The 14,084-nt window shown below is 67.4% G+C and carries 12 protein-coding genes; all 12 read right to left on the bottom strand.

Features of this window, described 5'->3' with window-relative positions; genetic code table 11:
* Positions 1 to 93: 93 nt before the first annotated feature.
* The 12 genes from dnaE to AC1DBX_RS17660 all read right to left on the bottom strand — a co-directional run bounded on the left by dnaE (position 94) and on the right by AC1DBX_RS17660 (position 14,077).
* Positions 94 to 3,651, bottom strand: coding sequence for a DNA polymerase III subunit alpha (gene dnaE, locus AC1DBX_RS17715; RefSeq protein WP_476932352.1), 3,558 nt, complete (start codon positions 3,649 to 3,651; stop codon positions 94 to 96).
* 118 nt (positions 3,652 to 3,769) lie between these two features.
* Positions 3,770 to 4,738, bottom strand: a complete 969-nt coding sequence (locus tag AC1DBX_RS17710) for an RluA family pseudouridine synthase (protein ID WP_476932365.1) — start codon at positions 4,736 to 4,738, stop codon at positions 3,770 to 3,772.
* Between the two features lie 25 nt (positions 4,739 to 4,763).
* Positions 4,764 to 5,342 carry a signal peptidase II gene (lspA, locus tag AC1DBX_RS17705; RefSeq protein ID WP_223916639.1) on the bottom strand — a complete coding sequence of 193 codons (579 nt, stop codon included), beginning with the start codon at positions 5,340 to 5,342 and terminating at the stop codon, positions 4,764 to 4,766.
* Between the two features lie 152 nt (positions 5,343 to 5,494).
* Positions 5,495 to 6,190 carry a DivIVA domain-containing protein gene (locus AC1DBX_RS17700; RefSeq protein ID WP_028275874.1) on the bottom strand — a complete coding sequence of 232 codons (696 nt, stop codon included), beginning with the start codon at positions 6,188 to 6,190 and terminating at the stop codon, positions 5,495 to 5,497.
* A gap of 164 nt (positions 6,191 to 6,354) precedes the next feature.
* On the bottom strand, positions 6,355 to 6,663 hold the full coding sequence (locus AC1DBX_RS17695; protein ID WP_476932351.1) for a YggT family protein: 309 nt from the start codon (positions 6,661 to 6,663) through the stop codon (positions 6,355 to 6,357).
* Between the two features lie 137 nt (positions 6,664 to 6,800).
* Positions 6,801 to 7,331, bottom strand: coding sequence for a cell division protein SepF (locus tag AC1DBX_RS17690; RefSeq protein ID WP_230008814.1), 531 nt, complete (start codon positions 7,329 to 7,331; stop codon positions 6,801 to 6,803).
* Between the two features lie 87 nt (positions 7,332 to 7,418).
* Positions 7,419 to 8,237 carry a YggS family pyridoxal phosphate-dependent enzyme gene (locus AC1DBX_RS17685; RefSeq protein ID WP_476932350.1) on the bottom strand — a complete coding sequence of 273 codons (819 nt, stop codon included), beginning with the start codon at positions 8,235 to 8,237 and terminating at the stop codon, positions 7,419 to 7,421.
* Positions 8,230 to 9,015, bottom strand: coding sequence for a purine nucleoside phosphorylase YfiH/LACC1 family protein (locus AC1DBX_RS17680; protein ID WP_476932349.1), 786 nt, complete (start codon positions 9,013 to 9,015; stop codon positions 8,230 to 8,232). The genes AC1DBX_RS17685 and AC1DBX_RS17680 overlap by 8 nt, the downstream gene beginning before the upstream one ends.
* Before the next feature lie 114 nt (positions 9,016 to 9,129).
* The gene (ftsZ, locus tag AC1DBX_RS17675; protein WP_028275877.1) at positions 9,130 to 10,347 is read right to left on the bottom strand and encodes a cell division protein FtsZ; all 1,218 of its coding nucleotides are present in this window, start codon (positions 10,345 to 10,347) and stop codon (positions 9,130 to 9,132) included.
* Between the two features lie 254 nt (positions 10,348 to 10,601).
* Positions 10,602 to 11,507 carry a cell division protein FtsQ/DivIB gene (locus tag AC1DBX_RS17670; RefSeq protein WP_476932348.1) on the bottom strand — a complete coding sequence of 302 codons (906 nt, stop codon included), beginning with the start codon at positions 11,505 to 11,507 and terminating at the stop codon, positions 10,602 to 10,604.
* Complete coding sequence (gene murC, locus AC1DBX_RS17665) at positions 11,500 to 12,900, bottom strand: UDP-N-acetylmuramate--L-alanine ligase (RefSeq protein ID WP_476859852.1); 1,401 nt, start codon at positions 12,898 to 12,900, stop codon at positions 11,500 to 11,502. The genes AC1DBX_RS17670 and murC overlap by 8 nt, the downstream gene beginning before the upstream one ends.
* Before the next feature lie 4 nt (positions 12,901 to 12,904).
* Entirely contained in the window at positions 12,905 to 14,077 is a 1,173-nt protein-coding gene (locus AC1DBX_RS17660) for a UDP-N-acetylglucosamine--N-acetylmuramyl-(pentapeptide) pyrophosphoryl-undecaprenol N-acetylglucosamine transferase (protein ID WP_476932347.1), read from the bottom strand.
* Between the last annotated feature and the right edge of the window lie 7 nt (positions 14,078 to 14,084).

The raw sequence follows: 14,084 nt of genomic DNA, 5'->3' as shown, positions 1-14,084 counted from the left end.
CTCGGATGCTGTGCGTGAACCCTCGCGGGGCGGCGATACTCAGGGTGCCCTGGATCGCTCAGCCTTGCCTGGCCGCCAGCAACCCCCTGCATGTCAGTTATCCAAACAGGTCGGGCCGAGCAGCACCTTCAGATCGCCGAACAGTGACGGGCTCGGGTTGACGCGCAGGTGCACCGGCAGGCCCATGACCTCCACCCGGGTGTCGCCCTGCAGGTGCAGGCGGACCTCCGAATTTCCGCGGTGGGTGCGCAGCACGTCGCCCAGCTCGGTGACCACGGCCTCGGTGGCCTTGTGCGTGGCCATGGTGATCACCACGGGCCCGTTCTGGCTGTCGCTGAGGTCCGGCACGGAGAGTTCCATGCAGTTCAAGGTGACGGCGCCGTCGTCGCGCCGCTGCAGCCGGCCCTTGACCACCACGATCAGGTCCTCCGCGAGCACCGAGGCGATGGGGCCGTAGACCTGGCCGAAGAACATGACCTCCATGGAACCGGCGAGGTCCTCGATTTCGGCCCGGGCGTAGGCGTTGCCGCTGGCCTTGGCGATCCGCCGGCTGAGCGAGGTGATCATGCCGGCGATGGTCACGATCGAGCCGTCCGGCGGGCCGTCTTCGGCGATGATCGAGGTGATCGACCGGTCGGCGTGCTGGCTCAGGAGCCCTTCCAGTCCTTGCAGCGGGTGGTCGGAGACGTAGAGGCCGAGCATGTCGCGCTCGAACGCCAGTTTGTCCTTCTTCTCCCATTCCGGCAGGTCCGGGATCTCGGTGCTGAGCGACGCCTCGGGCTCCTGGTCCTCAAAGCCGGCGAAGAGGTCGAACTGGCCGATCGCCTCGTTGCGCTTGAGGGTGATGACGGAGTCGATCGCTTCTTCATGGATCATGGCCAGGGCCCGCCGGGGGTGGCCGAGCGAGTCGAAGGCGCCGGCCTTGATCAGGGATTCGATGGTGCGCTTGTTGCAGACCACTGCCGGGACCTTCAGGAGGTAGTCCTTGAAGGAGGTGTAGGCGCCTTCTTTTTCGCGCGCCGCCACCATGGCTTCGACGGCGTTCACGCCGACGTTGCGGATGGCGCCCATGCCGAAGCGGATGTCGGTGCCCACCGGGGTGAAGTTGAGGGCTGACTCGTTGACGTCGGGCGGCAGCACCGTGATGCCCATGCGCCGGCATTCGTTGAGGTAGATCGCCGACTTGTCCTTGTCGTCGCCCACTGAGGTCAGCAGGGCAGCCATGTACTCCGGCGCGTAGTGCGCCTTCAGGTACGCGGTCCAGTAGGAGATCACGCCGTAGGCGGCCGAGTGCGCCTTGTTGAAGGCGTAGTCGGAGAACGGCAGCAGGATGTCCCAGAGGGTCTTGACCGCGGCCATGGAATAGCCGTTGTCCTGCATGCCCTGGGAGAAGCCGGCGAACTGCTTGTCCAGCTCGGATTTCTTCTTCTTGCCCATGGCGCGGCGCAGGATATCGGCCTGGCCCAGGGTATAGCCGGCGAGCTTCTGCGCCACGGCCATGACCTGCTCCTGGTACACGATCAGCCCGTAGGTCCCGCCGAGGATTTCGGACAGCGGTTCCTCGAGCTCCGGGTGGATCGGGATGACTTCCTGGATCTTGTTCTTGCGCAGCGCGTAGTCGGTGTGCGCGTTGGCGCCCATGGGTCCGGGCCGGTAGAGGGCCAGTACGGCGGAGATGTCCTCGAAGTTGTCAGGCTTCATCAGCTTGAGCAGGGACCGCATGGGGCCGCCGTCGAGCTGGAAGACGCCCAGTGTGTCTCCGCGGGCGAGCAGTTCGTAGGACGCCGTGTCATCCAACTCGAGCGTCTCGAGGTCGAGTTCGATGCCGCGGTTCATTTTGATGTTTTCCAGGGCATCGGAAATGATCGTCAGGTTTCGCAGCCCGAGGAAGTCCATCTTGATCAGGCCGAGGCCTTCGGATGTCGGGTAGTCGAACTGGGTGATGACCTGGCCGTCCTGGAAGCGGCGCATGATCGGGATCACGTCGATGATGGGGTCCGAGGACATGATGACGCCGGCGGCGTGCACGCCCCATTGCCGCTTCAGGCCCTCGATGCCCAGCGCCGTCTCGAAGACCTTGGCGGCCTCCGGGTCGGTGCTGATGAGCTGGCGGAAGTCGCCGGCCTCGCTGTAGCGCTTGGACTGGGGGTTCTGAATGTCGGCCAGCGGGATGTCCTTGGCCATGACCGCCGGCGGCAGCGCCTTGGTCAGCTGCTCGCCCATGCTGAACGGGTAGCCCAGCACACGCGAAGAATCCTTGAGGGCCTGCTTGGTCTTGATGGTGCCGTAGGTGACGATCATCGCCACGCGCTCGTCGCCGTATTTGCGGGTGACGTAGTCGATCACTTCGGAACGGCGCCGGTCATCGAAGTCGACGTCGAAGTCAGGCATGGAGACGCGGTCCGGGTTGAGGAAGCGTTCGAAGATCAGGCCGTGGTGCAGCGGGTCCAGGTCGGTGATGCGCATCGCGTAGGCCACCATGGAGCCGGCGCCGGAACCACGTCCGGGACCGACCCGGATGCCGTTGTTCTTGGCCCAGTTGATGAAGTCGGCGACGACGAGGAAGTAGCCCGGGAAGCCCATCGAGGTGATGACTTCGAGCTCATAGTCGGCCTGCTTGCGGACCTTGTCCGGGATGCCCTGGGGATAGCGGTAGCGGAGTCCCTTGTCGACCTCCTTGACCAGCCACGACGTTTCGTCCTCCCCCTCCGGGCAGGGGAACCGGGGCATGTAGTTGGCGCCGGTGTTGAAGGAAACTTCGCAGCGTTCGGCGATCAGGAGCGTGTTGTCGCAAGCCTCGGGGTGGTCGCGGAACAATTCGCGCATTTCCTGCGGTGACTTCAGATAGTAGCCGCTGCCGGAGAAGGCGAAGCGCGAGCCGCCGTTGTCGTAGGTCGGCTCCAGGAGGGTGGAACCGGACTGGATGGCCAGCAGGGCCTCATGCGCCTTGGCGTCATGCTCGTGCGTGTAGTGCAGGTCGTTGGTGGCCACCAGCGGCAGGTTCAGGTCCTTGGCCAGGCGCAGGAGGTCACCGGTGACGCGCCGCTCGATGTCCAGGCCGTGGTCCATGAGCTCACAGAAGTAGTTCTCCGCCCCGAAGATGTCGCGGAACTCCGCCGCGGCCTCCAGGGCTTCGCGGTACTGGCCGAGCCGCAGCCGGGTCTGGACCTCGCCGGACGGGCAGCCGGTGGTGGCGATGAGCCCTTCCGAGTAGGTGTTCAGCAGCTCCCGGTCCAGCCGGGGCCATTTGCCGAAGACCGAGTCCAGCGAGGCGATCGAGGAGGCCCGGAAAAGGTTCCGCATGCCCACGTTGTTGTAGCTGAGCAGGGTCATGTGCGTGTACGAGCCGCCGCCGGAAATGTCGTCCTTGCGCTGGTGCTCCTCGCCCCAGCGCACACGGGTCTTGTCCGTGCGGGCGGTCCCGGGAGTCACATAGGCTTCGACGCCGATGATGGGTCTGATGCCCTGGTCTGTTGCGCGCTTCCAGAAGTCGAAGGCGCCGAACAGGTAGCCGTGGTCCGTCGTGGCGAGGGCCGGCATGCCGAGCCGTTCGGTTTCGTCGAACAGCTCACCGAGCCGGGCGGCACCGTCCAGCATCGAGTACTCGGTGTGGTTGTGGAGATGGACAAACGAGTCGTTGCTGGAAGTCACCGCACCATTCTAGTGCCGTGCCACGACGGCGGCGTGCAGCCACGGCGGTGGGCACCGAACGGCGGCAACGGGCGGCCCGGCAGAACCCCGTGGATTCAGACCGCCCGTGCCGTGCGGCTCAGGCGTTTCCGGACTCCAGGACCGTCAGCGCGTACTGCAGGTCCTGCGGGTACTCGCTGGCGACGGTAACCCGCTCCCCTGTCCGCGGGTGGTCGAAGGACAGTTCCCGGGCGTGCAGCCACTGCCGGGTGAGGCCCAGGGTGGCGGCCAGCCTCGGGTCCGCGCCGTAGGTGAGGTCACCGGCGCAGGGGTGGCGCAGGGCCGAGAAATGCACGCGGATCTGGTGGGTGCGGCCCGTCTCAAGGTGCACCTCCACGAGTGAGGCCTTCCCGAAAGCTTCCAGGACCTCATAGTGCGTCACCGAATCACGGCCGTCCTCGGTCACGGCAAACCGCCAGTCATGGCCCGGGTGCCGGCCGATGGGCGCGTCGATGGTGCCCGCCAGCGGATCGGGAAGGCCCTGGACGACGGCGTGGTAGACCTTGTCCACGGTGCGCTCCTTGAATGCGCGCTTGAGCACGGTGTAGGCATTTTCGGTCTTGGCCACCACCATGACACCGGAAGTGCCGACATCGAGCCGATGGACGATGCCGGCGCGCTCCGGGGCGCCCGACGTCGAAATCCGGTAGCCGAGCCCGGCGAGGCCACCCACCACCGTGGGTCCCACCCAGCCGGGCGAAGGGTGGGCGGCGACACCGACCGGTTTGTCGATGACCACAAATTCGTCATCGTCCAGCAGGATCAACAGGTCGTCCACTACTTCCTCCACGATTTCCAGGGGGTCCCTGCGGTCCGGCACCACGACCTCAAGCACGGTGCCCAGGGTGAGTTTGAGGGACTTTCCGACCTTCCCTGCGTTGCTGGTGACGTTGCCTTCGGCGATCAGGACTGCGGCCTGCGAGCGGGAGATGTCCATCAGCCGGGCCAGTCCGGCGTCCACACGGGCACCGGCGAGGTCCTCCGTGACGGTGAATCGGTGGTGCCCGGCGGGTGCGGTGCCGGCTTCGGCGGCCATATCGGCCGCCATATCAGCGGCGTTTCCTGAGGCAGTGTCAGACATCGTTAGCCACCGTATCCTTCGTATGGCGCGAGCCGTCCAGGGAGATTCCGCGGAGCGTGAGCAGGCAGATGATCACGACGGCGGAGACGACGGCGGAGTCGGCGATGTTGAAGATCGCGAAGTTTGGCAGCTGGATGAAGTCCACCACATGGCCCATCGCGAAGGACGGCTCGCGGAACAGCCGGTCCGTCAGGTTCCCGAGTGCGCCGCCGAGCAGCAGTCCCAGCGCCAGGGCCCACCAGAGCGAACCGAGCTTGCGCAGCTGCAGCAGGATCGCGACAGACACGGCCGCCATGATGATTGTGAACACCCAGGTGACGTTCTCGCCGATCGAGAACGCCGCCCCCGAGTTGCGGATGTAGAACCAGTGCAGCAGCGGGGGAAGCACGGGGATCCGCTCACCCTCGGTCATGGTGGTCGTGACCCAGAGCTTGGTGAGCTGGTCGAACACGTAGGCGAAGACCGCGAAGGCAGCGAAAAGGACAAACAGCTTTGCCCGCCGCGGCCGGGCGCGCACGGGCTGTGCCGCCTCGACAGGCTGCATGGCGTCTGGTGATGGTGCGTCAGTCATAGGGCTTTCGATCGGGAGCCAGTGCGGGGACCGGGTTCAGGTACCGGCAAGTGCCGGGCACCTGGGCCGGTGCCGGCACGTTGCGGGAAAAGGGAAAAGCCGGCGGCCGAGGAATCCTCAGCCACCGGCTTTCAGAATACTTGCTTTTTGCCCTAGCTGGCTTCGCCAACCTCGGGGGCCGCGACGGAGCCGCGGGCGTCCAGGTCGCGGAGCTGGCCTTCGATGTAGGCCTTCAGGCGTGAGCGGTAGTCGCGCTCGAAGCCGCGAAGCTGCTCGACCTTGCGTTCCAGGACGGAGCGCTGCTGCTCGAGGGCACCGAGGATCTTGCGGGACTTTTCCTGCGCATCGTTGACGAGGCTGCTGGCCTCGATCTGAGCTTCAGCGATGATTTTGTCCCGCTGCTGCTCGCCGTCGGCGACGTGCTTGTCGTGCATCTGCTGCGCCATGGCGAGCAGGCCGGCGGCGGACTCCGACGCCGGGGTGGCGGCGCTGCGCGCCGGCTCGACAACCTGGGCGGCCTTGGCGGCCTGCTCGGCTTCCTTCTTCTTAGCGGCTTCTGCGGCCGCCTTTGCCTTGGCCTCGGCCTCGGCCTTGGCGGTGTCTTCCTTCTCGGCCTTGACGGGTGCCGGGACCTTTTCCACCACGGGTGCGGCGGCTGCGGAGCTGGCAGGCGTGCCGGCGCCGGATTCGGCGAGCTTCTTGCGCAGCTCGTCGTTCTCCTGGTTCAGGCGCCGAAGTTCGACGACGATCTCGTCCAGGAAGTCGTCAACCTCGTCCTGGTCGTAGCCTTCGCGGAACTTGGTCGGCTGAAAGCGCTTGTTGACAACGTCTTCTGGCGTCAAAGCCATCTGGTCACCTCGTTGGTCTAGTTAGTCAGTAGGCCTTCCGGCCGTCAAACTACGGTACCTAAATATGGTCTGGTTCCTCTAATTCAACACCGCAGTGTCAAACCGGAGTTTACTTTCGGTTTGGGCCCGGGCCGGGCAGGTCGCTGCCCGGCTGCGGCTGCGGCCTATGCCGCGATCGGCTGGGCGTACACCAGGCCCTTGACGATCCACATCGCCACGCTCACGGCCACGAACAGCAGCAGGAAGCCTATGTCCAGCGACATTCCGCCCAACCGCAGCGGCGGGATGAGCCGGCRGAGCAGTTTGAGGGGCTTGTCCGTGACCGAATACACAGCATGAGCGGTCACGAGTGCCAAACCGCGCGGCCGCCAGCTTCGGGCAAACATCTGCACCCAGTCGTAGACCAGACGGATGATCAATGCCACGAAAAAAAGCAACAGAACGATATAGACGAGCCCCAAAACAATTCCCATGAGCTAACTCATATCTCCATGTTCATTCCGGATACCGAAGTGTCCTAAGGAAAGTGTCACTTCTATTTCAACACGGATAATTCCGCACGGATGCCAGGCGGGTGTCCCCGCCTGGCATCAGTACCGAATATTCGGGCCTAGCTCTGGTTGAAGAAACTTGCCTGCGTCTCGCTGACCTTCTTGTCGTCGCCAATGACTTCGACGTACGACGGCGAGAGCAGGAAGACCTTGTTCGTCACCCGTTCGATGCTGCCGCGCAGGCCGAAAACAAGACCGGCGGAGAAGTCCACGAGGCGCTTGGCGTCAGCCTCGCCCATGTCGGTGACGTTCATGATGACGGGGATCCCGTCGCGGAAGCTTTCGCCGATGAGCTTGGCGTCGTTGTACGACCGCGGATGGATGGTCGTGATTTGCCGGAGTCCGGTGGTCTCTTCGCGGCTCGATGCCGCACGCTTGATGGGTGTCACAGGTGCGCGATATTCCTCTTCAGCGGCGTGGGGCTCCTCCCGGGGGACCTCGCGGACGGGCGCCGGAGCACGTCGTTCCTCGCGGTCCTGCTCCATGGATTCGTCCTCATCCTTGTGCGGTGTGGGGTGCTCAGACTCGTAGTGTTCGTCGCCGTCGGCGAGCCCAAGATAGATCATTGTCTTGCGCAGAGCGCCAGCCATGGTCGACTCCTAATCTTGTCCGTAAGCGGGCCGCTTAGTGACTAGACAGCCTTGGAATCCCCGCCATTACCTTCCAATATGTCGAACTTACCGCAGGGCCGGACGCGGACCGAGAATATCGGAGCCAATGCGCAGGTGTGTCGCCCCGAAGCGGACGGCCTCTTCGAGGTCCTGGCTCATGCCGGCGGATATTCCCGTGGCGTAGGGAAATTGCTCGGCCAGGCGCCCGGAAATGCCCGCCAGCTTTTCGAAGGCAGCCGCCGGGTCCGCCCCGAGCGGGGCAACGGCCATGACGCCGGCGAGCCTCAGTCCGCCGGCACCGGCGACCTGTTCGGCCAGCGCGGTGACTTCGCCGGGCGCCGCGCCGCCGCGGTGGGCCGCTGCTGCGTCGCCGGCCTGCTCGGCCAGGCTGACCTGGATGAAACAGTCCAGGGGCGGGCGGCCGGTGCGGTCGGCTTCGACGGCCATCGCCTTGGCCAGGGCCGAGGCGACGGCTTCCCGGTCCACGGAGTGCACGGACGCGGCGTACTTCACCACGGATTTGGCCTTCTTGCTTTGGAGTTGACCGATGAACTGCCAGCTCAGGCCAAGGTCCTGAAGCTGCGCCGCCTTTTCCGCGGCCTCCTGGTCCCGGTTCTCCCCGACGTCGGTGACCCCCAGCGACGCCAGCCGCCGGACGTCCAGCGCAGGATGGAACTTGGTGACGACGATCAGGCGCGGCGGCGCCGCCTGCCGGCCCGCGGCGGCCACGGCGGCGTCGATCCGGCGGCGGACGGCCGCGAGGTTCGCCTCCAGCTGGGCCAGACGGGGGCCTTCCAGCGCGTCCGTTCGGTTCTCATGGTTCTCCCCCGGCGCCGTGACGGGCTCGACGGCGTGTGCGTCCGGGCGCTGCGCCGGTTCAGTCATGGCCATACTCCCTTTTCCCGTCAGTCCCGTCAGTCCCGTCAGTGCCGTCAGTCCCGTGGGTGCCGTCCGTCCACGCCAGCCCGGCGAAGCGGCCGGTGTGGCTGTTGCGGCGGTAGGAGAAGAGGGTGTCGTCCTCGAGGGTGCATCCCCCGGAGTATTCGATCGCGACGCCCGCAGCTTCCAGCTGGCTCCGCACTCCGGCTGGCAGGTCCAGACCAGGGGTGCCGGTCGAGGTGGTGCACCAGGTGGCAGGCACGGCCGCGGAAACGTCCGCGCGCAGGCTGCCGGGGACTTCATAGCAGCGCCCGCAGACCGAGGGGCCCACCCAGGCGCTGATGCGGTCCGCACCGAGCTCCCGGAGGCGGGCCACAGCGGCTGGCACCACCTCGGCGGCGACGCCTGGCCGTCCGGCGTGGACGACGCCCAGCACCGGCGCCCCGGCCGGATCCTCGCCGACCAGCACCACCGGCACGCAGTCGGCCACCAGGACGGCCAGCGGCTCAGTCAGGGAGACCATGGCATCGGCCGTGGGCGCGGCCGGACCTTCACCCGCGGAGTCCGCGGCCGGGGACCCAACGATGGTGGCGACGTCACTGCCGTGGACCTGGTTCATGTACCGGAAGGAGCGCCCGCCGAGCCCGGCGGCCGCTTCGAGCTCCGCGCGCCGGCGGCGCACCGCCACGGGGTCATCACCGACATGCAGTGCCAGGTTCCCGGCTCCGGCGTCGGTGAAAGCCACCCATACGCCCGGCCGGACTTCAGCCCGCCAGCAAAACAATCACAACACCGCCATCAACATGTCCGGAATACCTGCGTTCATACAATCCACCGTAACCCGCCGCAAAGCAGCATGGCACCGCCGGACGGCGGTGCCATGCTGGAGCGGAACTATTTACTTCAGGAAGTCCGGGACATCCAGGTCATCGGAGTGCCGGCCGGACAGGTCCGGCTCCACGACGGCCGGAAGGTCGACGTCGAAGCCCGAATCGGCCGGTACGGCAGAGGGACGCTGCTGGCCCCAGCCGCCGTAGCCGGAGGCGCCGACGGTGGCGTGCAGCGGCTGGACCGGGGCGGAGGCGGGTGCCTGCGCCGGGGCGGGGGCGGCGGACGCGGGACGCTGCGGCGCGGCCGGCAGGGACTGGTCCATGGACGGCGAGGTGGCCTTGACGTCGTCGAAGCCGGCGGCGATGACGGTGACGCGTGCCTCGTCGCCGAGGGCGTCGTCGATCACGGCGCCGAAGATGATGTTGGCCTCCGGGTGGGCGACTTCCTGGACCAGGCGGGCTGCCTCGTTGATTTCGAAGAGGCCAAGGTCCGAGCCGCCCTGGATGGACAGCAGCACGCCGTGCGCACCGTCGATCGATGCTTCCAGCAGCGGGGAGGCGATGGCCAGCTCCGCGGCCTTCACGGCGCGGTCTTCGCCGCGGGCAGAACCGATGCCCATCAGCGCGGAACCGGCACCCTGCATGACGGACTTGACGTCGGCGAAGTCGAGGTTGATCAGGCCGGGGGTGGTGATGAGGTCCGTGATGCCCTGGACACCGGAGAGCAGGACCTGGTCGGCGGAACGGAACGCGTCCAGGACGGAGACGTTGCGGTCGCTGATGGAGAGCAGGCGGTCGTTCGGGATCACGATCAGGGTGTCGACTTCATCGCGCAGGGCGTCGATGCCGGCCTCGGCGGAGCCGGCACGGCGGCGGCCTTCAAACGTGAAGGGGCGCGTCACGACGCCGATGGTCAGGGCGCCAAGGGACCGTGCGATCCGGGCGACGACGGGGGCGCCGCCGGTTCCGGTTCCGCCGCCTTCGCCGGCGGTGACGAAGACCATGTCTGCGCCCCGGATGACCTCTTCGATTTCATCGGCGTGGTCCTCCGCGGCCTGCCGGCCAACTTCAGGGTTCGCGCCAGCACCGAGTCCACGGGTCAGCTCACGCCCGACGTCGAGCTTGACGTCGGCATCGCTCATCAACAATGCCTGGGCATCGGTGTTGATGGCGATGAATTCGACGCCGCGAAGACCGACCTCGATCATGCGGTTGACTGCGTTCACGCCACCGCCGCCGATGCCGACGACCTTGATGACGGCCAAGTAATTCTGCGGAGCTGCCACGTTACGTGTCCCTTGTTCGTGTACTAATGCGAAAACTGATCGAGTCCTGCTTGAAGCTTTGAACCTTAACCTTCGACTTGAAGGTTATAGTTATGTCAAGTAACTCATGTCTGTGACGGTATTTCCTATGCAGGGGACATTCAATAACCGGCGCCGCGTGTCGCGCGATTACCGGGCAAATAGCCCCTGTAAGTAGTCCCGCGGGCAGCTGGACGTCCGCTGGACATCCGTGACGCGGCGGATCCGATTGCCGGCTACCGCGTGACTGGGTGCCGGGGCACGCTGACATCGTAGACCTTCACCGGGTTTTTGGCGTCGGCCGGGACCTTCAGGAGGGCAGAAAGGACCCGTGCCTTCAGCTCCTTCTCCCCCGCGTTGCCCCAGACGATTGTTTGCCCGTCGACGAGTTTGAGTTCGACGGCGTCGGCCGACGCGGCAGAGGCGTTGGAGAGCCGCGCCAGCACATCCGCCGGCAGGGCCCCCAGCACTGCCGTGATGGCCTGGAACAGGTCCTTCGGCAGCGTTCCGCTGCCGCCGTCGATCACCGGCAGCGATACCGAGGCCGCATCGGCGGTGGTGCTGAGCTGGACACCGTCGACGTCCACCAGCTGGAATGTCTTGCCCTGCTTGACCAGGGCCACGGGAATGCGCTCGGTGACGTGCACCTGCAAGGTGGCGGGCGGCAGCGCCTTCGCGGTGACGTCCTTGACCTGGACCAGCGGCTTGAGCAGGGCTGTGACCTCCTCCTCGCTGATCTGCGGCAGCGGCTTGCCCTGAAGGGGCGCGAGGGCGGCCTGGACCTGATCCGGGTGCAGCATCTTTGTACCCTCCACCGTGACCGTGCGCAGGGCCAGCACGGGCGAGTAGACGGCGGCCGCGACGATGCCCGCCATCAGCACGGCCACGATCCCGATGGTGCTGAGCAGGATCCGCCGGCGGCGCTTGCCCTTGGGCTCGGGGAAGGACAGCACCTTTCCGGGCCCGTTGTCCGGGGCGGCCTGCGGGTTCTGCGGATTGCGGGACCGACCGACGGCGGTGTCCTCGGCGGTGTCGGCGGCGGTCTTGGACGCAGAAATGACATCCGTGCCCGTCCCGGCGGACGGCGGCCGGGAGCCGGATCCGGATCCGCCACGATAGGTGGGGCGCCTGGTGCTAGGCACCGGCGGCCTCGGCCGTCAGGGCCTCGACAATCAACGGCCCGTAGGCCGTGACGTCACCGGCGCCGGCGGTCAGCACGATGTCCCCGGGCCCGGCGGCCGCCAGCAGTGCCTGCACAGCCTCCCCGTCGGGTCCGACAAGGCGGCCGCCTGAGCCCAGGTGTTCGGCGATCAGCCCGCTGGTGACCCCTGGAATGGGATCCTCGCGGGCAGGATAGATGTCCAGGACCAGGGCCGTGTCCGCGGTGTTGAGCGCTTCGGCGAACTCGCGGGCAAATTCCCGTGTCCGCGAAAACAGGTGCGGCTGGAAGAGCACGTGCACCTTGTGCTCCCCGGCGACGGCCCGTGCCGCGGACAGGGCGGCGCGGACCTCCGTGGGGTGGTGGGCATAGTCGTCGTAGACGCGGACGCCGCGGCCCTCCCCCTTGAACTCGAAACGGCGCGAGGCGCCGGAGAAGTGGGCCAGTGCCGCCGCGGCGGTGTCGGGCGCGACGCCGAGTTCGATCGCCACGGCGAAGGCGGCGGCAGCGTTGAGTGCGTTGTGCCGGCCCGGAACCTGGAGTTCGACGCCGAACGTGCCCGCCGTCGTCGAGATCCCCATCCGGCCGGGTCCCGCGTCGTGCAGCCGGATGGCGGCGTCGTCGGCGGTTCCGTAAAGCACCACGCGGGTGTTGCCGCGGGCCAGGGTGCGCTCGGCCAGTGCCCTGGCCCCGGGGTCGTCAGCGCACGCCACCAGGACGCCGTCCGCCGGGAGCAGGGCCGTGAAGCGGTCGAAGGAGGCATAGACAGCCTCGGCGGTGCCGTAGAAGTCCAGGTGGTCCGGCTCGACGTTGGTCACCACGGCGATCGTGGGGCGGTAGTTCAGGAAGGAGCCGTCCGATTCGTCGGCCTCGGCGACGAAGATGCCCGCCGTGCCGTGTGCCGCATTGACTCCGAGCGCCGGCACGTTGGCGCCGATCGCGAAGGACGGGTCCAGTCCGGCGCCCTGCAGCAGCACCGTGATCATGGAGGTCGTGGTGGACTTGCCGTGCGTTCCGGCGACTGCCACCACAGTGTCATCCGCCATCGTGGCGGCCAGCGCCTCGGAGCGGTGCAGCACCGGGAGTCCGGCGGCGCGGGCCGCCGCGAGCTCGGGGTTGTCGGGCCGGATCGCCGAGCCGGCGACCACCGTCTGGGCGTCTCCCAGGTTGCCGGGAGCATAGCCGACGGCGATCCGCGCCCCGGCGGCCGCGAGGTCCGCCATGACGGGCAGCGACTTGGCGTCGGAGCCGCTCACCGGGATGCCGCGGGCCACCATAATGCGGGCAACGGCGGACATGCCGACGCCGCCGATGCCGATGAAGTGGACGCGGCCGAGGGATTCCAGGGCATGCGTGCCGTGTTGGGGCTGGGTCATTGCTCTACTGCTTCCTGCCGTGCTGGTTCGTGCCCTGCTGTTTCGGACGCTGCCGGTTCCCGCTGCGCTCGTTCGAGGACGCGACGCCGAGGATGAGATCGGCCATGCGCCGGTCGGCGTCGCGGATGCCGAGCTGTTCGGAGCTGGCTGCCATCCGGTCCAGCCTGTCCGCGTCCAGCAGCAGGGGAATGATGTTCCCGCTGATCCAGTCGGCGGAGAAGGCCTTGTCATCGATTATCAATGCGCCTCCCGCGGCGACCAGGCCCGCGGCGTTCAACGCCTGCTCGCCGTTGCCGATGGGCAGGGGCACGAAAACGGCAGGCACGCCCACGGCGGCCACCTCGCAGACCGTGGCGGCTCCGGCACGGGCCAGCAGCAGGTCCGCCGCGGCGTAGACGGTTTCCATCCCGTCGACGTACTCCACCTGCCGGTAGCCTGGCGCGGCGAGCGGTTTGCCGTCGGCGTCGTGGACGGACTTGCCGCGACCGGTGATGTGCAGGGTCTGCACGCCGGCGTCGGCGAGGGCCCCGACGGCCGCGGCGAGGGACCGGTTGATGCTCTGGGCGCCCGAGGACCCGCCCGTGACGATGAGCGTCGGCCGGTCCGCGTCCAGGCCGAGCGCCTGCCGTGCACCGGCCCTGGCGGCCGCGCGGTCGAGGCCGGAAATTTCGGGGCGCATGGGCATGCCTACGTGCCGGGCGGCGCGGCCCAGTTTGGTCGCGGCGAAGGCCACTGCCACGTGGGCGCCGAGGCCTGCGCCAACGCGGTTAGCCAGACCGGGACGGGTGTTGGCCTCGTGGACCACGATTGGGATCTTCCGGCGCCGGGCAGCGAGGTACATCGGAGTGCACACGTACCCGCCGACCCCCACCAGGACGTCGGCGCCTGCCTCGTCCAGGATGGAACCCGCCTGCTTCACCGCACCGGCCATCCGGCCCGGCAGCCGGAGCAGATCCGCGGAAGGCCTGCGCGGGAGCGGGACACGGCTGATGGTGGCAAGGTCCAGGCCGGCCGCCGGGACGAGCCGCGCTTCCATTCCCCCGGGCGTCCCGACAGCCAGGAGCTGCACTCCGGGGCGGGACTGCCGGAGGGCGCCGGCAATTGCCAGCAGCGGGCTGATATGGCCGGCGGTTCCGCCGCCGGCAAGGACCACGGACAAGGGCGACTCGGTGTTCATGAAGGGC

The organism is Arthrobacter sp. 10N44_2, assembly GCF_056394385.1.
This window is presented reverse-complemented; position numbering and strand designations above follow the sequence as displayed.